Annotated in this window: 20 protein-coding genes; 11 read left to right on the top strand and 9 right to left on the bottom strand. The window is 58.3% G+C overall.

Annotated features, from left to right (window positions below):
* Positions 1 to 373 precede the first annotated feature (373 nt).
* Positions 374 to 910, top strand: a complete 537-nt coding sequence (locus tag RDA78_RS09035; protein ID WP_434054989.1) for a CAP domain-containing protein — start codon at positions 374 to 376, stop codon at positions 908 to 910.
* Positions 911 to 932: 22 nt separating this feature from the next.
* On the opposite strand, the gene RDA78_RS09030 is transcribed toward RDA78_RS09035, so the two are convergent.
* On the bottom strand, positions 933 to 1364 hold the full coding sequence (locus tag RDA78_RS09030; RefSeq protein WP_434054988.1) for an SH3 domain-containing protein: 432 nt from the start codon (positions 1362 to 1364) through the stop codon (positions 933 to 935).
* A 195-nt stretch (positions 1365 to 1559) separates the two neighbouring features.
* Between RDA78_RS09030 and RDA78_RS09025 the strand changes: the two genes are divergently transcribed.
* Positions 1560 to 2051, top strand: a complete 492-nt coding sequence (locus tag RDA78_RS09025) for a hypothetical protein (RefSeq protein WP_434054987.1) — start codon at positions 1560 to 1562, stop codon at positions 2049 to 2051.
* A 41-nt stretch (positions 2052 to 2092) separates the two neighbouring features.
* On the opposite strand, the gene RDA78_RS09020 is transcribed toward RDA78_RS09025, so the two are convergent.
* A complete protein-coding gene (locus RDA78_RS09020; protein WP_434054986.1) occupies positions 2093 to 2824 on the bottom strand; it encodes a glycoside hydrolase family 25 protein in 732 nt (243 codons plus the stop codon).
* A gap of 535 nt (positions 2825 to 3359) precedes the next feature.
* Between RDA78_RS09020 and RDA78_RS09015 the strand changes: the two genes are divergently transcribed.
* Entirely contained in the window at positions 3360 to 3845 is a 486-nt protein-coding gene (locus RDA78_RS09015; RefSeq protein WP_434054985.1) for a TetR/AcrR family transcriptional regulator, read from the top strand.
* A gap of 141 nt (positions 3846 to 3986) precedes the next feature.
* On the opposite strand, the gene RDA78_RS09010 is transcribed toward RDA78_RS09015, so the two are convergent.
* A complete protein-coding gene (locus RDA78_RS09010; RefSeq protein ID WP_434054984.1) occupies positions 3987 to 5189 on the bottom strand; it encodes a porin in 1203 nt (400 codons plus the stop codon).
* 600 nt (positions 5190 to 5789) lie between these two features.
* Between RDA78_RS09010 and xth the strand changes: the two genes are divergently transcribed.
* Positions 5790 to 6599 carry an exodeoxyribonuclease III gene (gene xth / locus RDA78_RS09005; protein WP_434054983.1) on the top strand — a complete coding sequence of 270 codons (810 nt, stop codon included), beginning with the start codon at positions 5790 to 5792 and terminating at the stop codon, positions 6597 to 6599.
* Positions 6600 to 6663: 64 nt separating this feature from the next.
* Here the strand turns inward: xth and RDA78_RS09000 are convergent, their stop codons facing one another.
* A complete protein-coding gene (locus RDA78_RS09000; RefSeq protein WP_434054982.1) occupies positions 6664 to 7614 on the bottom strand; it encodes an aminotransferase class IV in 951 nt (316 codons plus the stop codon).
* A 40-nt stretch (positions 7615 to 7654) separates the two neighbouring features.
* A complete protein-coding gene (locus RDA78_RS08995; RefSeq protein WP_434054981.1) occupies positions 7655 to 8629 on the bottom strand; it encodes an NADPH:quinone oxidoreductase family protein in 975 nt (324 codons plus the stop codon).
* Between the two features lie 166 nt (positions 8630 to 8795).
* Between RDA78_RS08995 and RDA78_RS08990 the strand changes: the two genes are divergently transcribed.
* Positions 8796 to 9341: an RNA methyltransferase gene (locus tag RDA78_RS08990; RefSeq protein ID WP_434054980.1), complete on the top strand. Its 546-nt coding sequence runs from the start codon at positions 8796 to 8798 to the stop codon at positions 9339 to 9341.
* Between the two features lie 356 nt (positions 9342 to 9697).
* On the opposite strand, the gene RDA78_RS08985 is transcribed toward RDA78_RS08990, so the two are convergent.
* Positions 9698 to 11128 (bottom strand): MFS transporter, encoded by a 1431-nt coding sequence (locus RDA78_RS08985; protein ID WP_434054979.1) that lies wholly within the window; start codon positions 11126 to 11128, stop codon positions 9698 to 9700.
* 272 nt (positions 11129 to 11400) lie between these two features.
* Entirely contained in the window at positions 11401 to 11967 is a 567-nt protein-coding gene (locus tag RDA78_RS08980; RefSeq protein WP_306142798.1) for a sigma-70 family RNA polymerase sigma factor, read from the bottom strand.
* Positions 11968 to 12252: 285 nt separating this feature from the next.
* Here RDA78_RS08980 and RDA78_RS08975 point away from each other — a divergent pair, with 285 nt between their 5' ends.
* From RDA78_RS08975 to RDA78_RS08965, 3 genes are all read left to right on the top strand, one after another.
* Positions 12253 to 12762: an invasion associated locus B family protein gene (locus RDA78_RS08975; RefSeq protein WP_434054978.1), complete on the top strand. Its 510-nt coding sequence runs from the start codon at positions 12253 to 12255 to the stop codon at positions 12760 to 12762.
* A 215-nt stretch (positions 12763 to 12977) separates the two neighbouring features.
* A complete protein-coding gene (rlmN, locus tag RDA78_RS08970) occupies positions 12978 to 14201 on the top strand; it encodes a 23S rRNA (adenine(2503)-C(2))-methyltransferase RlmN (RefSeq protein ID WP_434054977.1) in 1224 nt (407 codons plus the stop codon).
* Positions 14202 to 14508: 307 nt separating this feature from the next.
* Positions 14509 to 15120: a cytochrome P460 family protein gene (locus RDA78_RS08965; RefSeq protein ID WP_434054976.1), complete on the top strand. Its 612-nt coding sequence runs from the start codon at positions 14509 to 14511 to the stop codon at positions 15118 to 15120.
* 94 nt (positions 15121 to 15214) lie between these two features.
* On the opposite strand, the gene RDA78_RS08960 is transcribed toward RDA78_RS08965, so the two are convergent.
* The gene (locus tag RDA78_RS08960) at positions 15215 to 17404 is read right to left on the bottom strand and encodes a molybdopterin cofactor-binding domain-containing protein (RefSeq protein WP_434054975.1); all 2190 of its coding nucleotides are present in this window, start codon (positions 17402 to 17404) and stop codon (positions 15215 to 15217) included.
* A 3-nt stretch (positions 17405 to 17407) separates the two neighbouring features.
* A complete protein-coding gene (locus RDA78_RS08955; protein ID WP_434054974.1) occupies positions 17408 to 17869 on the bottom strand; it encodes a (2Fe-2S)-binding protein in 462 nt (153 codons plus the stop codon).
* A gap of 175 nt (positions 17870 to 18044) precedes the next feature.
* On the opposite strand from RDA78_RS08955, the gene RDA78_RS08950 reads away from it, so the two are divergent.
* From RDA78_RS08950 to RDA78_RS08940, 3 genes are all read left to right on the top strand, one after another.
* Positions 18045 to 18662: a TetR/AcrR family transcriptional regulator gene (locus RDA78_RS08950; protein ID WP_434054973.1), complete on the top strand. Its 618-nt coding sequence runs from the start codon at positions 18045 to 18047 to the stop codon at positions 18660 to 18662.
* 55 nt (positions 18663 to 18717) lie between these two features.
* Complete coding sequence (locus tag RDA78_RS08945; protein ID WP_434054972.1) at positions 18718 to 18906, top strand: GDCCVxC domain-containing (seleno)protein; 189 nt, start codon at positions 18718 to 18720, stop codon at positions 18904 to 18906.
* Positions 18907 to 19262: 356 nt separating this feature from the next.
* The gene (locus RDA78_RS08940) at positions 19263 to 20483 is read left to right on the top strand and encodes an argininosuccinate synthase (protein WP_434056125.1); all 1221 of its coding nucleotides are present in this window, start codon (positions 19263 to 19265) and stop codon (positions 20481 to 20483) included.
* Positions 20484 to 20485: the final 2 nt, after the last annotated feature.

The following is a 20485-nucleotide window of genomic DNA, read 5'->3' as shown; positions in this document are numbered from 1 at the left end:
CCGTCTGTCCGGAATGATGTCGACCTCATCTGGAGAAAGTACGTCGGCACGAGGGATGCGCCCTGGTCGCTGGACTTGCGCATTGCCGGCACTCCAACCACTTGACCAGCCGCGTTACCCCCAACTGATCTTTACCCCGCCGTAATTCCGCTGTGATGTCCTCTTCTGCTAGTGCGGTAAATTTGAAGTTCGCATCATTGCTTCTGCAGACTCCGAAGCGAACTTCAAATTCGTAAACCGCACTAGAAACATAGACTTGCTAGTCACCTTCTTGAATCTGAAGTTCGTTCGAAGACCGCTGCAAAATGAGTCGAACTTCAGATTCAGGTGACTAGTTGCCGTTCGAATCAAACCTTTTCCGGAGCCGCTCCAGGTGATCGAAACAATATCGGATTTCAGGCCCGCCAGACTTGCCTTTGCAGTCCTGGTGGTTCTCGCTCTTGCAAGCTGTCAGAGCGAACGCTTCCAGACACCGCCGTTCTACAAGGATCTCGCGCGGGTCGATGGTGAAGTCGACGCGGCCACGGCCGCGCAGATGATCTCGCAGTACCGGATCAACAACGGTCTATCCGCCGTTGCCCCGGACGCCCAGCTCACCGGCATTGCAAAATCGCAGGCCGAGGCGATGGCAAAAGCGGGCAGTGTGCAGGCCTCGCTCGCACCGGACCAGCAACTTGCAACACGCCTGTCGTCCATCGGCGAGCCGCAAACGGCGGCGGCGGAAAACGTCAGCGCAGGTTATCGAACCTTTGCCGAGGCCTTTTCAGGATGGCGCGAATCGCCCAAGCACAACCAGGTGCTGCTGACACCGGACGCGACACGCCTCGGCATTGCAACCGCCTATTCGCCGACAGCGAAACACAAGGTTTTCTGGTCACTTGTCCTGGCCGCGCCAAGACCCGGCAGCTGACGGGTCGTAGTCGCGGGCGTCATCAGTAACGCCTCGGATATCTCGGATAGATCGGCTGGACAGGGCGCACGACAGGCGGCGGGCGACGGTAGATGGGGTAGTTGTTGCCGTAACGGGGCACGCCGATATAGACCCCGGCGCTCGGGATCGGCCGGCCATAGTAATTCCCCTGAACGCCATAACTCAGGTATTTGCCCGAAACCCAGCCCTTTACATTGGCAAAGGCCGCATCGCACCAGGAGAAGTTTGCCGTACAGCCGAAGACGGTAACCCCGCCGCCCTGCGGAACTGTTGCCAGCACCGGGTAGTTGGTTCCCGGACCTGCGCGCATGTTCAGGTTTGCGGTTGTGTAGGCAATCGCGGGACCGCCGGACTGCGCCAGCGCCGGCATTGTCATCATGGCCACGGCGCACAAGGCCAGCGGCAAGCGGATCAGCATCTTGTTATTCTCCATTTTATGTCGCTTCCGAACGGATTCCGCCCGGACCAATTGCCCACACACGCCGAAGATGTGGGAACACATCATGGCAAAAGTATAGCGCAGCGGCCGAGCGGAGCCCGGAACACGTCATAAAGCAGTTTGTGCTTGCCCCGCCGCTGCATGTTCGGCTTCACTGAGCAGACAGGATCAAAGGGGGGACAAGTCAGAATGAAACGGTTTCAAAAACTTGCAGCGGCTTCGGCGGTCGCGGCAGCGCTGCTGCTGACGTCGCAATCGGCCGCCACTGCCTTTGACGCCCATGCCGGTTATTACTACCCCGAACCGCAGACGAACGAGGTCTACATATCCGAACTGCCGGTTGCCAACGATGCACAGAAACGTTCCAGAGCGGCCTTTGTCATCGGTCTTGCCGCCCAGCATTCCAAACAGAACCACGCTGCAGGATATCATCTGTTCGCCAAGGGCGGCGATCTGGAAAAGCTGATCATCGTTGCGACCGGTGACGGCCAATACGACACGCTCTACCGCTTGCGCGCCCTGCTGGCGGCCCTGACCTCGCTAGCCCGGTCAACGGAACTCTTCGCCAGGTCGAATCATCCGCACGAACTGAACTTCCTCGACTTCTGCAAGCTGATCGGCTTCAAGCAGGTCACCGTGACCAACGGCAAGGACATCGCACACCAGATCAAGATCCGCTAGGCACCGGCGGCCGATCGGGCCGCACGGCCGTCGGGACGGGCTCAGCGCCTCAGTTTGCCGTTGAGCCAGGCTCGGTACTGAGACTTTGTTCCGTAAAATGCGTTCCGGTCGACATCCCCCTTGATGCCGGGAATGCGGCCTTCGGCGGTGTATTGCCAGAAAACCCAGTCATCCCGTTGTTCGTAGATGTTCTTCGGATGGGTGGCCACAGAGCGCAGCCAGAACTGTTCTCCCTTCAGAGCGCCGACCAGCCTGTCCCGGTGAAAATCCACGGAGGAATAGATCACCGGGCGCTTGCCGTAGTGCCGCTCCATCTCGTCAAGAAAAACCTTCATGTCACGCAGGATTTTGGCGCGCTCCGGCCGGCTGGTGCAGGTCTTGGAATGCGAGTTCCATTCCATGTCCAGAACCAGCGGGATCGCTTGAGGATCCTTTGGAACGACTTCCTTCACCCAGGAAATCTGTTCTTCGACCGGGCGGCAGAAGTAATAGAAATGATAGGCCCCTCGGGGCACACCGGCCTTGCGGGCAGCGATCCAGTTCTGCGCAAAACGCGGATCCGCGTGGTCACCGCCTTCCGTCGCCTTGATCCAGGCAAATTGAACGCCGGACCTCTTGACCTCATCCCAGTCGATATCGCCCTGCCAGCGGGAAACGTCGATCCCGTGAACGGCATAGTCTTCCGGAGTCTGGTCCGGAAAATCATAGGCCGAGCAGGCGGCCAGCAGAAAACCAAATCCGATAATCGAAGCAAATACTCTAAATCGCGGCAACACGGCATCCTCGACAGGTTAACAAACACTTTCTGTCACAGACCAAAATGCGCGGAATTTCCTAACGGAGCGTGGATGTTTTTTCGCTTTTTCCGCAAAAGTGATCAGCAATTGGCAACACCTGCGTTTTGATTGAAGCTTCCGGCGAAACGGGGCGGAATTTCGTTCTCAACAAAATACGCGTCGATATGCACAGATCTGGAGCAGTGTTCGAGCAAGTCAATGTTATTACGACTAACATTGCGCCAAAGCGTTGCCGTCGAACAGTTTTCAGCAAATTTATCAATGCAATCTCTTGCATTGCAACCAGTAATACACACTGCAGACCAACGAAAACTCCGAAAAAGACCCATAAAATCTAGAGCCACGCAGAAAAACACACGGCATTAATTGCCCCTCATATGGACTCAACTGCTCGCGGACACTAAAACGTGAAAAAAGAAAAAATCCGGGGGCATTAATGAACGAGCGTGAAACAAAGATTGTTGAGACAGCTCTTCAACTTTTTTCTCACTATGGCGTCAAAAAAACCACGATGAGCGAGATTGCGACCGCTGCCGGCGTCGCGCGGCAAACGCTCTACAACGCCTATGATTGCAAGGAACAACTGATCTATGACGCCGTCGAGCACCATGTTCGCAAATCGGCAAATCTGATCTCGGAAGAATGTACCGACGTTGAAGACCTCGGCGCGCGGCTGGACATTGCGTTCATGCACCTCAGCGCGAAGCCGTGCGAAATGATGTTGCAGATGCCCCACGGCGAGGAAATCCTTCAGATCCTCGAAGGCATCGACAAGAAAAAGAAAAGAAACATCATGCGCATATGCAACGAGGCCATCGGCACGGCGCTGGAACCCTTTAGGGACAGGTTGTCTCTGGGACAGGTGGAATTCGAGGATATGTGCGAATTCGTCAGGATGTCCTTCGACCAGATCAGGACCAAGACGGAAGAAAAAGACCAGATCTGCCGCTCATATGCACCGCTCAGAAAGCTTCTTGAAAACAGCGTCGTCGCCTGACACCGGGCTGCACTTGCCGTCGTGACCGCTTATGCCGGAGCCCGCTTTTCCTATAAGAGGGGGGGCCCGGCAGTTTGGAGTCTGCCGGGCCTGTTGACTGAGAGGAGGTCAATCTTTCTCAGCCAGATTCTAATCCGGGGATTAGAACGTACGCTGCATACGAACACCGAAGAGGAGTTCGTCGAGGTCGTCAACGTTTTCGCCGGTGATGTCGGCGCTGGTGTTGGCGTAACCGACGTCAGCACCAAGGACGAAACCGGATACCGGCTCCCACTGTACCGAACCGTCGATTGCCCAACGGTCGATATCCGCATCGGTGGCACCGATGAAGTCTTCCTGGTCAACGTGAGCATAGGAACCGTCAAGCGCTACGCCGATGGTCGGCGTTGCCTGAATGTAGATACCTGCAGACAGGGAATAACCTGTGCTCTTGTCGCCGTTTCCGCCGTAGTCGGAGACGGAGCCAAGCGTTGTACCGGCGTTGTTGACGACGGAAACACCCGTGATGCCGTTACCGATATAGGACAGAGCGCCGTCGGCGTAGAAGCCTTGGAAGTAGATGTTGGAACCGGAATTCGCGAACGGCAGGTTCACGACTGCACCGGCACCGATTGCCCAGCCGAGGCTGTCTTCATCACCAGACACGTTTGTGCTGTTGAAGGCTGCATCCGGGTAAACCTGGTGCAGGGCACCGGAGAGCTGTGCGGAACCCCAGCCCTGGGAAACACCAAGAGCAGCAACAACATCAGGCATGCGCGTTCCGCCGTAGTCGCCGACTTCGCGATCCGAACGGTCTTCCAGAGCGATCGTCGCGGAGAAGCCGTTGCCGAAAGCAGCGGTGTATGCGAGCTGATTCGTGGTCACGTCGGACCAGTCACGCGTGACGACACCGATGAAAGCCTGACCGGTGTAGATGTTGAAGTTAGAACCGAGGTAACCGGCTGTCAGGCCGCCCCACTGGATGTAACCGGCATCCAGCTTGAAGCCGCTTTCGCCATTGGTGATGTCCATGCGCAGACCGACGTAAGCACGCAGGGTGCCGAATTCGGTAGCGTTCCGCGCATCCAGGTAAGCGTAACCGCGCGTCAGCCAGTCATAGCCGTCGGAGTCACGATCGGACCAGTTGCCGTCTTCCAGAACGTTGTTGACGATGAACTGCGTACGCAGACGGCCACCAACGCGCAGGCAGGTTTCCGTGCCCGGGATGTAGTAGAAACGGGAACCGTACGCGTCACAGACGCGAACGTAGTCGACCGGCTCCGGAGCAACCGGAAGATCGGCCGCCTGAGCGGTTGTAGCGGTAGCAGCAGCTGCCACGCCGAGCATCAAGCCCTTAAGTTTCATAGTAATCTCCAAGTTTTATCGATCACAAGCAAATACCTCAAAGTGAAAACCCCAAATTCTCTTCACTTTTTGGCTTATTGACCACGCTCACTGAACACTGGTGCAATACATCGCCTGCTCGATTGAACTGAAATCATTTTTTCCGATTCACCTCAAGACCATTTTCGGGTTCGACTTCAGATTGAAAATTGGAGTCTCTTTTTTGCAACATATTGATTTTAAATGATTTTTTACAACAAAAAACGCCCCGCAACCGCCACACCCGGCGCAGAGTTTTACTTTATCAATACTGTTTGGCGCTTAGGCTTTATTGGCGTGTTTTTGGAGACGTGCCTTGCGGCAGCCTCTGGGAGATCATCATCTCGCACTTGCAAAATGGACTCAAATAACAATTTTGTCAAATTGTCTTTTCGTCCATTTGTCTAGAAGCCTACACAAAAAGAACGCCGGAATCGCAGAAATCCGGGGATTGTAGAGTTGGAGGTAAAAACGAACCGGCGGCATCACAATGTGAGAGCACGGACTTGTGATGCGGCGTATTGCGCTTGCTGCCCGAATCCTTATGACTGTGCGAACATCAACTGTTGCGGATGATTGACAATGAAAGATCGGTTGAAGCTCGTAACCTGGAACATCAATTCCGTGCGATTGCGCATGCCGATCGTCGAGAAGCTTATCGATGAAGTCGCGCCCGACGTCATCTGCCTTCAGGAGACCAAGTGTCCGGATGCGAATTTTCCCGAAACCGCGATCCGCAAGGCCGGTTACGAGCATATCGCCATCAACGGACAGAAGGGATATCACGGTGTAGCCACGCTATCCCGCCGTCCGCTCAGCAACATCGAGAAGCGTGATTTCTGCAATGTCGGAGACAGCCGGCATGTCGCCGTTGACATTCCATTCAACGGCACAAGCCTGCGCCTGCATAACTTTTACGTGCCGGCAGGCGGCGATGAACCCGATCGCGCGATCAACCCGAAATTCGGCCACAAGCTCGATTTCATGGCGGAGATGAAGGGCTGGCTGAAGGGAACGGAAACGGACCGGCCGGCCGTGCTTGTCGGCGATCTGAACGTTGCCCCCTACGAACACGATGTCTGGTCGCACAAGCAGCTTCTAAAGGTCGTCTCGCACACGCCGGTTGAAACGGACCTTTTCGAGAATGTGCGCGAAGAAGGCGGCTGGCTCGACGCAATGCGGCAATTCACTCCGCTGGAAGAAAAGCTCTACACCTGGTGGAGCTACCGCGCGAAAGACTGGTCGAAAGCGGACAAGGGACGCAGGCTCGATCATGTCTGGGTCTCAACCCCGCTGGCAGCACATGTCAAGCAAACGACGGTGCTGCGCGAGGCACGCGGCTGGGAAAAACCGTCGGATCATGCGCCGGTCATCGCTGTTTTCGAGGCCTAGTGCTGTGAATTTGAAGTTCGTTCAAAGCCCGATGCAATATGAGTCGAACTTCAGATTCAGGTGACTAGGATACGAACTCATAGTCAATTTCGGTGCGATGCTCGGGACTGCTGGCCCAAGCGAAATACCGCCCTTTTATGGCTGTCGTCAGCTCACCCGGAGAGCCGTTTGAAAACAGGCGGTCATCGATCTTTGTGATGGGTGAAACGCCCCCGCCGGAAGTTGAGATCAGAACTTCGTCACTTTGAAGCAATTCTTCGAGCGGCAACGTCCTCGTCTCGGTCACCAGACCGAGTTCTGCCCCGATTTCCAGCACGGTTCGCCGGCTGATGCCTTCCAGCACACCGGCGTCGGGTGTCACCAGGCAATCGTCCTTGATCGAGAAGACATTGAATCCGGGGCCCTCGGTTACGTTCCCGTCCTGGTCGAGCAGCAGAACGGTCTCCGCTCCAGCATCCTTTGCCTCGAAAAGACCTTTCGTGAAGTCGCCCCAATGATAGTTCTTAACCCTGGCATCGACGCTGGATGACGGAATACGTGTCACGGTCCTTGCCACGTGAACGGATGCACCTGTCTCGGCGATATCCGGCCGGATCACGTGGATATAGGGCACGCACCAGGCAAAGAAGTGGTTCCTGCAATCCCGTGGATCGCGCGATCCCGGGACTGTGTTGACGCCTCTGGATGTCACCATCGCAACGTAGGCTCTCTTCAGTGCCGTGGCGGCGACAAGCTTATGCAAAACGGTTTTCACATCCGATTCGCTCATGCCTGGATCAAGTCGGAGGCTCTTCATCGACCGGAAGAAGCGCTGAACATAAAGATCGAGCCGGAAAAACCCGCCGTCCCATACGGGAACGACATCATAGGTGATGTCGGAGTGAATAAGGCCCCAGTCATTGAGCGGTATCGACGCTACGCCAATCGGCATGATCGTGCCCCGCATCCAGGCGGCGCCTGACGTGAGGTCCGGCTGTCCTCGCTCGGTCTGTTGGTGTGTCGTGTCCGTCGTCATGCCGGCGTCGCCTTCTCTTCCCGGGGTTTTGCAACGTGAGCTAAGGCTTGAGGATCACCTTGCCGCGCACCTTGCGTGCAGCGATTTCATCGAGTGCAACGGCGATCTCCTCCAACGGATACACCGCATGGACATGGGGTTTCAAACGCCCTTCCTGCACCCATTCCAGCAAACGTGTCATGTTTGCACGGTGGCCATCCGGGTCGCGTTCCACGGCAGCGCCCCAAAAGACACCAAGCACGTCGACCCCTTTCAGCATGACGATGTTGAGCGGAATTTTGGGAATGTCTCCGGCAGCGAACCCGATCACCAGGAACCGGCCCTCCCAGGCTGTTGCCCTGAGCGCCTGTTCGGAATGCGCACCGCCCACCGGGTCATAAACGACATCGGCCCCGCTGCCGCCGGTGAGTTCCTTGAGCCGCTCCTTCAGCGGTTCTTGCGAGTAGTCGATGGTCAGATCCGCACCGAGCGAACGGGCAAAGGCGAGCTTGTCTTCGGAGGAGGCGCAGGCGATCACACGTGCACCCATGACGGACGCAATTTCAACGGCGGCCTGTCCGACGCCACCGGACGCGCCGAGCACAGCCACGGTCTCCCCGGACTGAAGGTCGGCACGGTCCTTGTAGGCGTGCAGCGTCGTGCCGTAGGTCACCGCGATTCCTGAGGCAATGTCGAATGAAACGCCGTCCGGGATCCGGATGACCTCGTCCGCGCCTACCAGCACCTTCTCTCGCGCCGCGCCCCATTTCATGTATCCCATCACCCGTTCACCGGCCGCAACGTCCGTGACGCCCGGGCCTACCGAATCGACAATGCCTGCAAACTCAGCACTCGGTGAGAACGGGAATTCCGGTTTGAACTGGTATCTGCCCTGGATGATCAGCGTATCGAAGAAATTGAGGGCACACGCCTCCACCTTGACGACGACTTCACCCGGACCGGCGACCGGCTCGGAAACATGCTCGATCACCAGGCTGGAAGCCGAACCGAAGGATTTGCAAAGACAGGCTTTCAAGGGAACCTCTGAACAACAGGAGCCGAAGCGGACGCGGCATCGACGCCACGTTGCAACGTTAGCAAGTCCTGTTCACGGCACCTATAGGCATTCCGAATAAGCAGGCGGTTCAAAACCGGACCGCTTTCCGGTATGAGGCTCAAACGTGAACAAACTGGGCGAATCAATGCGCGGATATTTTGCAATCGGAGCGGAAGGTCTTTCGAAACGCATGAATTTGGGCACGCTGATGAGATCGGCCCATGCCTTCGGTGCTAATTTCTTTTTCACCGTCGATGCCGATCAGAAAATCAGGTCAGCACCTCCGTCCGACACCTCCAAGAGCCCCGGACACCTGCCGGTCTTCACCTGGGACAGCGTCGATACGATGGAGCTGCCACGCGGCTGTCAGCTGGTGGGTATCGAGCTGACCGACGTTTCAATTGACCTGCCGAGTTTCGGGCACCCTCTCCAGGCAGCCTATGTCCTCGGACCGGAGCGGGGGTCTCTTTCGCCGCAAATGCTGGAGCGCTGCGATCACGTGGTTCGGATCCCGACCAAGTTCTGCGTGAATGTTGCCATGGCCGGGGCGATCGTCATGTATGACCGCCACAGGGCACTCGGGCGCTACGCGGAACGCCCGGTGTCCTCCGGAGCGCCGACGAGCGAACGCAAGAAACACGTAAGCGGCGGCCCCGTCATGCGCAAGGGACGCAAGGTTCCGGGCACCTGATCGAATGCCCGGCCACCGATTGCAACCAGACCGGATTGCCCCGGGATCAGGTTCATCACCTAGGTGATGGACCCATAAATGAGACTGAAATGGCATGCGAAATGGCGACATCCCGTTAGGAAAGATGTGCGGAGCGGGCTTTTTGCCCGGTCAAGCACGCTGACGCCACGGGGTGAAGCCATTTCCATGTCCTTCGGATTTGACCGGCTTGCGCCTCCTCGGCGTTGCGAAAGGCTTGAAAATGAAGGACATTTCCTGCGCTTCCGCGCCTTGACGAGAAGCAAGCCGCCTCAAACCATTTCGGCCTCATTTATGAGTCCGTCACCTAGAGTGGTTGCACCCAAGCTTGAACGGCTCTAAGCGCCCGCTTTCTTCAGCTTCACGAGCAGCGAACGGCTCGCAATCCAGGCCAGGACCGCGATCAGCGAAAAGGTCAGGAAGAGCCACGCGGCAGAGTTCGCCGTAGCCGCAATGTTGTCGCGGGTATTGAAACCCGTCTGATTGGCAACCAGCCCGGCGACCGCGGTCCCGAACGACACGGCGAACATCTGGATCGTTGACAGGGCAGACGCCGCATTCTCCTTTTCCGTGTCGTCGGTGTATTGAAGCGCAAACGTGTTCAGGTGCGGCCAGCTCAGACCGATGCCCGCTCCCACGACGATGAGCGCTAGCGACAGCAGGCCAGCCAGCCATGCCCCGCTGGCCTCATGGGCCGGTGTCGCGGCAGCAAGAACCAGCGTGCCCGCAAGCAGAACGGCCGGTCCCGCGAAAACCACCCTGTGCATCGCCTTTCCCGTGAAGCGCGCGGAATAGACCTCCGCACATGACCAGCCGATGGAAATCAGGGCCGCGATGTAACCTGCCAGCAGCGGAGACAGACCATGCAGGCGCTGCAGATAGAAGGGCATGAAGAACTCGGCATTCACGCAGAATATCAGCAGCGACATCACCGCAAATGACAGGAACAGGGGCGTCCCGCGCAACATCGCCCCCCGCGGGAACAGGCGAATCTCCGACGCGTTTTCACGGCGCATCAGGATCAGCACCAGAATGATTGAGACGAACACCCCGACGGCTGCACCGCCAAACGATTCGGCAAGTGATCCGGCAGAAACCGCCAGGACGGCTCCGGCGAGCAGCGCCAGTTGACCGAAAGCCGTGGGTCCCGCCGGCGGCAGCGTATCCCCCACGGCAGGCAGGAGACGCCAGGCGATCAGCGAGTAGACTGCCGTGACCGGAATCAGTGCGGCAAAGCCGCCGCGCCAGATGCCATACTCGGCAAACATGCCGCCGACAGCAGGGCCAAAGAGCATGGCGATGCCCCAGGTGCCCGAAAGCAGCGCCACGGCACGGGACCACAGACGTTCCGGGTAAGCGAAAACAATCATTGCATAGCAAAGCGTGAACATCATGCCGCCACCGGCGCCCTGCACCGAGCGGCCGAAAAGCATCACCGGCATATCAGGAGCGAGCGCCGTGATCAGGCTGCCCAGCGCGAACACGGCACCGGACAGGGCAAACGAACGTTTCACGTCCATCCGGTTCAGGATCTTGCCGGTGACCGCTGCGCTCAGGATTGCGGCAAGTGTGAACAAGGTGGCATTCCAGGCATAAAGGCTCTGGCCACCGATCTCCGCAACGATGGTCGGTAGCATGGTGGCCGAAATATTGATGTTGACCGCATGCAGGATAATGCCGCCTGCAAGGACTGCGGAGACGGACGCGTGCGCCCCCCAGAGAACATCGCTCCACCGGGCTTCCCCGGGTTGCTCGAATGTGGCTGTCATGAATTGTGTATCTCTTTTGAGAACAGGATTTCGCTCAATGCCGCCCCTACCTAGGGGCTCAACCTAAGTTGAGGTCAAGAGATCTTTTTTGAACGCCATTCAATCGAGGCCCGGCTTCGAGGTCCCGCAACGGCAAGCGCCGCAGCGATTCCCGAGACACAGACAGGTCAAAGGGAGGATTTCAGATCGGTGGCAGCGGAGGCCCTTCCCGCAGAACGAAGTCCTCGTGGGCGGTCTGGATGGCGATGGTCGTGTGAAGAAGCTAGGACAACCTAATCCACATCGACCGCTTCGTCAGCCTCGATCAGTTGCCGCAGGCGGCCGAAGGCAAGCCGGATGCGCGACTTGACCGTTCCGAGCGGCAATCCGGTTGTCTCGGAAATTTCGCTGTGGGACTGACCGAGGAAAAACGCGAGCCTGACCACTTCCATCTGCTCTTCCGGCAACTTCGTGATTGCCGCACGCACCCGCTCTTCCCGCAGCCGTGCATCCATCTCTTCCGAGACATCGGGAAGGGGCGCGGGCTGAAGAGCGGGTTCTTCCGGATCAAGGTCCGCGGTCTTTTGCCGCCGCAGCCGGTCGATGCGGCGATTCCGCGCAACGCGAAACAGCCAGGTACTCGCTGACGACTTTCTGGGATCGAACAGATCGGCCTTGCGCCAGAGCGTGACCATGACGTCCTGCGCTATTTCTTCCGCGACCGCCGCATCCGCGCCTTGTTTCATCAGGTAGCCCTTCAAACGCGGGGCGAAGTGATCAAACAATTCAACAAATGCGTTCTTGTCGCGGTCAGCCGCGACCTTGACGATCAGTTCTGAAAAATACTGCGCTTGCACCAAATGCCGTCATGCTCCCTGTCCGACCCTATTCTTTAGCAGGTTCGAAAGTTTTCGAAAGAGGGTTCAGCTGTTTCTGCCACACTGTTGCCGCGATTAACCGCAAGAGCCAATAGGGGAAACAAGAATAATCGAGATCAACCGGCAGGAACGTCAGAAACTCGGAATTGCCATGTCGAAACTTCAACCCTTTCGTAACCAGCTTTAAGTTATCATTAAAGCTAGGTTTATAAGACAGACGGCAATTGCATCAAATTTGACGAAAACTCATAGCCAGATGGTGTGGAGATGATGAAAGCAAAATCGCTGGTACTGGCCCTCGCAGGTCTAGCCGTTTCAAGTGCAGCAGCTTTCGCGCAGACCCCGACGCTTTTGAAGCAACACAAGGACTGGGCGGCATATACGACGCCGAGCGGTGGCGGCAAGGTTTGCTATGCGCTCACGAAGCCAACCACAATGCTGCCGGGCGACCGGAATCACGGAGAGGTCTTTTTCTTCGTGACCTCGCGCCCTGCAGAAGGTGTCTCGTCCGAGCCCAGCCTCGTTGTCGGTTATCCGTTCAAGGACAAGTCCTCCGTTTCGGTCGACGTTGACGGCAAAGACTTTACGCTTTTCACGAACAACGACGGAGCCTGGGTCGAAAATGCTGCGACGGAAGCTCAACTCGTTGCAGCGATGAAGGCGGGTCGTGAAATGACGGTCAGCGGCGAATCGGGCCGTGGAACCCGGACGACTTACAAGTTTTCGCTGTCCGGCGTCACCGCGGCCATCGATACGGCTGCGCAGGCCTGCCGCTAAAGCATCACGTGACCTGTTCGGGACTGACCCGGTCGGAATCATCCGGCCGGGTATTGCCTTTGCATGCGACCGGAAATGCGGGGCAGCTTGATTTTTCAGCTCATGTGTGGTTTTGGAAGCGCTTGAGACAGGGCCTGCTGATGCAGGCAGTCCGGCCGCTGCGGCTGCGTCAGGCAGCGCATTGAAAATGCGCCGGACATGAAACGGATCACATCATGGCAATGACGCTCGACATCGCGCGGGACAATCCGAACGCGCCAACGGTGACTGCCACAGCGGCAAACTCTCTCGCCGGCAACGAAAAACCCACGCTTGTGGGTCTTTCCCGCGAAGAGCTTGGAGAAGCGCTCGGCACCATTGGCGTACCGCAGAAGCAATGGCGCATGCGCGCCTCCCAGCTCTGGCACTGGCTTTACGTGCGCGGCGTCTCCGACTTTGCGGACATGACGAATATCGCCAAGGATCTGCGGAAGACGCTCGACGAAACCTTCACCATTGCCCGGCCCGAGATCGTCTCCGAACAGATTTCGGTCGATGGCACGCGCAAGTGGCTGTTTCGTTTTCCGCCGCGCGGCGCCGGCCGCCCGGTTGAGGTCGAAACCGTCTATATTCCGGAAGAAGGCCGAGGCACCCTTTGCGTTTCGTCTCAGGTCGGCTGCACACTCACCTGCACATTCTGCCACACGGGCACGCAAAAGCTGGTTCGCAATCTCACCTCAGAAGAGATTCTTTCGCAGGTTTTGATGGCGCGTGACCGCCTCGGCGATTTTCCCGATGCCGACACACCTCAAGGGGCGGTCGTGCCGAGCGAGGGCCGTCTCGTTTCCAACATTGTGATGATGGGAATGGGCGAGCCGCTCTACAATTTCGACAATGTCAAAAAGGCGCTTCTGATCGCTTCCGACGGCGATGGCCTGTCGCTGTCCAAACGCCGCATCACATTGTCGACATCCGGTGTCGTTCCGGAAATCTTCCGCACCGGTGACGAGATCGGCTGCATGCTCGCGATCTCGCTTCATGCCGTGCACGATGACCAGCGGGACGTCCTGGTACCGATCAACAAGAAGTGGAACATCGAGGCGCTACTCGATGCGTGCCGAAATTATCCCGGGCTTTCGAACGCGAAGAGGATCACGTTTGAATACGTGATGCTGAAAGGCGTCAACGACAGCAACCAGGACGCGCTCGACCTCGTGCGCCTGCTCAAGGGCATTCCGGCGAAGATCAATCTCATCCCGTTCAATCCGTGGCCGGGCTCCGAGTACGAATGCTCGGACTGGGAACGGATCGAGGAATTCGCCGACATCGTCAATCGCGCCGGCTATGCATCACCTATCCGCACACCCCGCGGACGTGACATCTTCGCCGCCTGCGGCCAGCTCAAGTCGGCCTCCGAACGCATGCGCAAGAAAGACCGCGAGGCGCTCGCCGCGTCCTGACCTTTCGCGGAACCGGTCTATCCCTGCAGTTGGCCGGCAGCCCACTCGCACGGATGTTCGGCTCGCCATAATTACTGGGTAAAATTGCCGACTGCCGCGTGCCACGTGAGCAAACCTTGGCGTCCGCGGACCGGTCCGGGATATCCCGCGGAGCTCCTGGAGCCGCCAGACAGCGGCAAAGACCGCACACAAGGCGGTGAACCTCCTCATTTCTTTCAAGTCTTTGCACGAAGCTTGTATTACCATTGCCGACAACCACTTCACCTGCACGGGCCGTTGATGCCGATTTTTGCGAAGGAAGTGCATTATGAGCAAAACCGTTTTGATTTTTGTTGCCCTGCTAATCCTGTCTGCGGTTCTCGTGGACGCGCTGGCGCAATCGGAGCCGTCCGACAGCCACATTGCGATCGAGGACCCGGCCGAATTGACCAAAGACGAGGCCCGCGAGATCTACGATGGCCTGAAGGCCCGCATGGCCGGGCTCTATGCGGGGTCGGAACTGGATGAAATCCGCAACTACCAGTCCTGGGAAATCTTCAACGACGCGCCCTTTGTCTCCGCGACCCATGGCCAGCGCTACGTCAACAATTATGCCAACGCCATTGCGGTCAATTACGCGATCCTCAAGGACGGCGAAAAACTGCCGGTCGGCTCTGTTCTTGCCAAGGACAGCATCACGGTCACCGGTGATGGCCGTGTTTTTCCAGGTGCGATGTTTGGAATGGAAAAGCTTCCGGCCGGCGCAAGTCCGGAAACCGCCGACTGGCGCTACTTCATGGTGATACCGGACGGGTCGATTTTCGGAGACACCACCGGCGACAATCCTCATCTCATGACCTATTGCCACGATTGCCACCTCGGCGTGGCCGAGCGTGATTTTACGTTTTTCGTTCCCGAGGAGTTCCGGATCGGGAACTAGGTCATGGAATGAACAACCCAGGCGCCGCACCGGCGGAACGGAAAAAGGCCGCCCTTCGGCGGCCTTTCGTTTTTTGGTTGCCTGACGCTGACGATCAGACCAGACCGGCCTTGGTCAGCGGCAGGTTGGTGACCCAGTCGCCATTCCCTGCGGCTATGGCGTTGGCAACGGCAGGCCCTATCGGTGGTGTACCCGGCTCACCGATCCCGGTCGGCGCCTCGTTGGACGCAACGATATGCACCTCGATCTCCGGCATGTCGGAGATACGGATCGGCTCATACGTGTTGAAGTTTGTCTCTTCGACAACGCCGTCCGCGAGCGTGACCTGATTGCGAAGGATCGCACCCAGACCGTAGCCGATACCGCCCTCGACCTGCGCCTTGATGTTGTCCGGGTTGATCGGCGTGCCGCAATCAACCGCAGCCACCACCTTCTCGACCTTCACCGTACCGTCGTCACGAAAGGAAACCTCCGCCACTTCGGCCACGTAGGATCCGAACGACTTGTGAACGGCGACACCGCGGTGCCGTCCTTCCGGCGCGGGCGTGTCCCAGCCGGCCTTCTCCGCGGCGAGCTTGAGGACGTTTGCCTTGCGCGGATCGTCCTTGAGCAGCTCCAGGCGGTAGGCGACCGGGTCCTTGCCCGCCTCTTTCGCGATGCGGTCGACCATGGTCTCCATCACGTAGGCCGTGTGGGTGTGGCCGACGGACCGCCACCACAGGACCGGAACCTGGGTTACCTGGTAGGACTGATCCATGTTCATGAGCGGGAACGCGTAGGTCGTGTCGTGCGCGCCCTCGGTCATGTTGTGATCGACGCCATCCTTCATCAGCATGGCCTCGAAAGGCGTGCCCTTGATGATCGACTTGGCCGCGATGTGGTACTTGAACGCGGTGACGTTGTTGTCCGCGTCCAGACCGATCTTGATCTTGTGCGCCGACATCGGACGGTAATAGCCGCCAGCCATGTCGTCCTCGCGGGTCCACACGATCTTGACCGGAGCCGGGTCCATGCCAGCCGCCAGCATTGCCTTGGCCAGGAAGGCGACTTCTGCAACCGGGTGACTGTCCGCCTGGGCGCGGCGGCCGAACGATCCGCCCGCCCACAGTGTGTTGATTTTCACCTTTTCGAACGGAACTTCGAGGATCGTTGATGCGACGTTATGATCGATCGTCTGGATCTGCGACCCGAGCCAGAGCTCCGCGCTCTCGCCGTCGTAAAGGAGTGCCGCATCGAGCGGTTCCATGGCACCGTGGGCCAGGAACGGGAACTCGAAATCCGCCTCGATCACCCGCGCGGAACCTTCAAGCGCCGCATCGGCATCACCGTCTTCCCGGACTTTGATGCCAGCTTGCGCGGTCATGTCCTTCAGCTCCGCCATCATGGCATCGCTGGACCGGGTTTCGGCTTCGCTGTCGTCCCATTCGATTTCCAGAAGATCCCGCGCCTTGATCGCGGGCCACGTGGACGTCGCGACAACGGCGACCCCGTTGGGGATTTGAAGAACGTTGACAACGCCAGGAACGGCCTTGGCCTGCGTCGCATCGAACGACTTCAGCTTGCCGCCGAATTTCGGTGAACGGGCCACGACGGCAACCAGCAGGTCGTCCCGCTGAAAGTCCATCGTGTAGGTGCTCGGAGCACCGACAGTCTTGTTCTTCACATCGACGCGCGGGAACGACTTGCCGATATAGACCCACTGATCCGGCGTCTTCAGCACCGGTTCTGCCGGCACATCCTGCTGCGCGGCAAGACCTGCAAGCTCGCCGAGCGTGGCGGACTTGCCGGACGCGTGGCTGACAACGCCGCCGGACACCGTGACTTCGCCAGCCGGAACAGCCCATTCCTGGGCGGCAGCCGCAACAATCATCGCTTTCGCGGCGGCACCGGCCTGCCGGTATTGCATGAAGGAGTTGGCCATGGCGGTGGACCCGCCGGTGCCCTGAACACCGAACAGCGTATTGGCATAGACCTGCGGATTGGACGGCGCGTGCTCGACGCTCACCTGCTCCCAGGACGCATCGAGTTCGTCGGCGACCAGCGTCGACAGACCGGTTGCCGTACCCTGTCCCTTGTCGAGATGCTTCGACAGGACAACGACGGTGTTGTCGGGCCGGATATGCACGAATGGCTGAACGAATTCACCGTCCCCGGCAGCTGCCTGGGCAGCGCGGGGCAGGTTCATCGCCAGCACGAGACCACCGACGGTCCCGGCGGACACTTTCAGGAACGTGCGCCGTGTCGGTGCCGCTGCTTCAAGCGGCTTCTGCAACAGATGCAACATGGATCAACCCTCCATCTTGTCGGCTGCAAGGTGGATCGCCTTGCGGATACGGGCATAGGTGGCGCAACGGCAGACATTCCCGTCCATTGCGGCATCAATGTCTTCGTCCGTCGGCTTCGGCGTTTCGCTCAAGAGAGCGGTCGCCGCCATGATCTGGCCCGACTGGCAATAGCCGCATTGCGGCACGTCGAGTTCGTTCCAGGCAGCCTGGATCGCATCTGCAGCCTTGCCGTTGATGCCCTCGATCGTGGTGATTTCAGCCCCGTCCATATCGCCGACATATGTCTGGCAGGACCGGATCGGAACACCGTCCCAATGCACGGTGCATGCGCCACACGAAGCAATGCCGCAGCCGAATTTCGTGCCGGTCATTCCCAGTTCGTCGCGCAGGGCCCACAGCAGCGGGCTTTCGGGATCGGCGTCGAGTGTACGCGTTTCCCCGTTGATTTTGAGTGTGATTGACATGAGGCGTCTCCCTTGGCTGGCCTTTTCTGGCTAAGGGGTATAAACTACACCGTGCAGTGTAATACCGACTTGCGCTTCTGTAAACGCCCTAGTTTACATAGAGCGCATTTTTTGGGAAAAAAGAACGGGGCTGAGAAAACAAGAACAATGCAACCGGGGCTGAACTGAGCACGACATGTCCGTATCCGACCAGAAGAAAAAACAGATCGTGGAAGCCGCTATCGCGGAGTTTCAGGAAAAGGGATATGCCGGCGCGAGCATGGATCGTATTTCCGAACGCGCGCAGGTTTCAAAGCGGACGGTCTATAATCATTTCGAGAGCAAGGATGTCCTGTTCCGGGCCATCAACCAGTGCCTTGCCGACCAGATCAACTCCGCCCTCGAACTGCCCTATGACCCGGACCTGCCCATTCGCGATGCGCTCATCAGGCTCGGCTGGGCGGAAGGCGAGCTGATGATCAATCCGTGTTTCATGAGCCTTGCGCGCATGATCATGAGCGAAACCATTCGTGACCCCGAACTTGCCGCCGACATGAACGCCCGCATGACCAAACTGGTCGTGTTTGCCGAGTTCATCGAACGCGCAACGGAGGAAGGCAAACTGAAGGCGAAGGATCCCGCCGTTGCCGCCGAGCAGTTCCTGGGTCTCATCAAGTCACGCGCCTTTTTCCCCAACATCTACGCCGCCCGGGTTCCCGGCCGGGAGGAAATCGGCCGGATTATCGAGGAAAGTGTCGATCTGTTCCTGGCGAAATACGGCACCGCCTCAAACGCAAGAGCCGCTGCAAAGTAGCCAGGGGTCAGAGAGCGTGGATCAGAAATCTCGGAAATCTGTAATCCTTCAAAGTATGATCACCTGTCCCGAGTGCGGCTCCGTTACCAAAGAGACAATGCCGGAAAACGCCTGCCAGTGGTTCTACGACTGCCCTGCCTGCCATGCGGTCCTCAAGCCCAAAACCGGCGATTGTTGCGTGTTCTGTTCCTACGCAACCGTGCCCTGCCCGCCGATCCAGCTCGGTGAAACGTGCTGCGGGTGACATCCCTTCAAGGCTTTTCCTAAGACGGGCCGCACATTCCGGCGGCGCCGCCGATCCTTCGAGACAACGCTGCCGCGCTTCGTCAGGATGAATTCTGCGAGTGGCAGATTGTCATTCCGGACAAGTGCAGCGTCACCTGCGCGATGATCCGGAAACCAGAAATCAGCGTGAGCGAAGCGAACTCGAAACAGGGCACATGAAAGTTCCGCGCCAACAGCGTGGAAAAGTCCGGTTTCCGGAGGCGACGAATTGGCCGGCCGGAAGGGCTTGCACCGCGCGGCGAAAAGGATAAATTGCCGCAAATTTTCAACGGTGCGGTCAATCCGCCCAAGACATCGAACTGGACTTTCCCAAACATGGCGCATGGAGACATCAAGAAAGTTGTTCTGGCCTATTCCGGCGGCCTGGACACCTCGATCATTCTGAAATGGCTGCAGACCGAATTCGGCTGTGAAGTTGTCACCTTCACGGCCGATCTCGGCCAGGGAGAGGAACTGGAGCCTGCGCGCAAGAAAGCCGAGATGCTCGGCATCAAGGAAATCTACGTTGATGATCTTCGCGAGGAATTCATCCGCGATTTCGTTTTCCCGATGTTCCGCGCAAATGCCGTCTATGAGGGTGTCTACCTGCTCGGGACGTCAATCGCCCGTCCGCTGATCTCCAAACGCCTGATCGAGATCGCCGAGGAAACAGGTGCCGACGCGGTTGCCCACGGGGCGACCGGCAAGGGCAACGACCAGGTCCGCTTCGAATTGTCGGCCTATGCACTGAACCCGGATATCAAGGTCATTGCCCCGTGGCGCGACTGGTCGTTCAAGTCCCGCACGGACCTGCTCGATTTCGCCGAAAAGCACCAGATCCCGGTGCCCAAGGACAAACGCGGCGAAGCACCTTTCTCCGTGGACGCGAACATGCTGCACTCCTCTTCGGAAGGAAAGGTGCTCGAAGACCCGGCCGAGGAAGCCCCGAACTACGTCTTCCAGCGCACCGTTGATCCGGTTGACGCGCCGGATGTCGTCACCGAGATCGAAATCGGCTTCGAAAAGGGAGACGCGGTCTCGCTCAACGGTGAAAAGATGTCCCCTGCAACGCTGTTTGCAAAGCTCAACGACTATGGCCGCGACAACGGCATCGGCCGCCTCGACATGGTCGAAAACCGGTTCGTCGGCATGAAGAGCCGCGGCATTTACGAAACGCCTGGCGGTACGATCCTGCTGACCGCGCACCGGGCCATGGAGTCGATCACGCTCGACCGCGGTGCGGCGCATCTGAAGGATGAGCTCATGCCGCGGTATTCCGAGCTGATCTACAACGGCTTCTGGTTTTCCCCGGAGCGCGACATGCTTCAGGCTCTCATCGACAAGAGCCAGGAACACGTCACTGGCTCCGTCCGCCTGAAGCTTTACAAGGGTAACGTCATCCTTGTCGGTCGCTCCTCGCCTTACTCGCTGTATTCGGAGGAACTGGTGACCTTTGAAGACGATCAGGGCGCTTACGACCAGAAGGATGCTGCCGGCTTCATCAAGCTGAACGCGCTGCGCCTGCGCACGCTTGCCAAGCGCGACCGTCTGGGCTGAGG

The sequence above is a fragment of the Roseibium sp. genome (assembly GCF_051016195.1).
In the GTDB taxonomy this organism is placed as follows: domain Bacteria; phylum Pseudomonadota; class Alphaproteobacteria; order Rhizobiales; family Stappiaceae; genus Roseibium.
This window is presented reverse-complemented; position numbering and strand designations above follow the sequence as displayed.

What these genes read in the sequence shown, in the direction of transcription:
- RDA78_RS09030 (WP_434054988.1), bottom strand. Translation starts at nt 1,364, where the DNA reads ATGGAGAATAACAAGATGCTGATCCGCTTGCCGCTGGCCTTGTGCGCC.
- RDA78_RS09025 (WP_434054987.1), top strand. Translation starts at nt 1,560, where the DNA reads ATGAAACGGTTTCAAAAACTTGCAGCGGCTTCGGCGGTCGCGGCAGCG.
- RDA78_RS09015 (WP_434054985.1), top strand. Translation starts at nt 3,360, where the DNA reads ATGAGCGAGATTGCGACCGCTGCCGGCGTCGCGCGGCAAACGCTCTAC.
- RDA78_RS09010 (WP_434054984.1), bottom strand. Translation starts at nt 5,189, where the DNA reads ATGAAACTTAAGGGCTTGATGCTCGGCGTGGCAGCTGCTGCTACCGCT.
- xth (WP_434054983.1), top strand. Translation starts at nt 5,790, where the DNA reads ATGAAAGATCGGTTGAAGCTCGTAACCTGGAACATCAATTCCGTGCGA.
- RDA78_RS09000 (WP_434054982.1), bottom strand. Translation starts at nt 7,614, where the DNA reads ATGACGACGGACACGACACACCAACAGACCGAGCGAGGACAGCCGGAC.
- RDA78_RS08990 (WP_434054980.1), top strand. Translation starts at nt 8,796, where the DNA reads ATGCGCGGATATTTTGCAATCGGAGCGGAAGGTCTTTCGAAACGCATG.
- RDA78_RS08985 (WP_434054979.1), bottom strand. Translation starts at nt 11,128, where the DNA reads ATGACAGCCACATTCGAGCAACCCGGGGAAGCCCGGTGGAGCGATGTT.
- RDA78_RS08975 (WP_434054978.1), top strand. Translation starts at nt 12,253, where the DNA reads ATGATGAAAGCAAAATCGCTGGTACTGGCCCTCGCAGGTCTAGCCGTT.
- rlmN (WP_434054977.1), top strand. Translation starts at nt 12,978, where the DNA reads ATGGCAATGACGCTCGACATCGCGCGGGACAATCCGAACGCGCCAACG.
- RDA78_RS08965 (WP_434054976.1), top strand. Translation starts at nt 14,509, where the DNA reads ATGAGCAAAACCGTTTTGATTTTTGTTGCCCTGCTAATCCTGTCTGCG.
- RDA78_RS08960 (WP_434054975.1), bottom strand. Translation starts at nt 17,404, where the DNA reads ATGTTGCATCTGTTGCAGAAGCCGCTTGAAGCAGCGGCACCGACACGG.
- RDA78_RS08955 (WP_434054974.1), bottom strand. Translation starts at nt 17,869, where the DNA reads ATGTCAATCACACTCAAAATCAACGGGGAAACGCGTACACTCGACGCC.
- RDA78_RS08950 (WP_434054973.1), top strand. Translation starts at nt 18,045, where the DNA reads ATGTCCGTATCCGACCAGAAGAAAAAACAGATCGTGGAAGCCGCTATC.
- RDA78_RS08945 (WP_434054972.1), top strand. Translation starts at nt 18,718, where the DNA reads ATGATCACCTGTCCCGAGTGCGGCTCCGTTACCAAAGAGACAATGCCG.
- RDA78_RS08940 (WP_434056125.1), top strand. Translation starts at nt 19,263, where the DNA reads ATGGCGCATGGAGACATCAAGAAAGTTGTTCTGGCCTATTCCGGCGGC.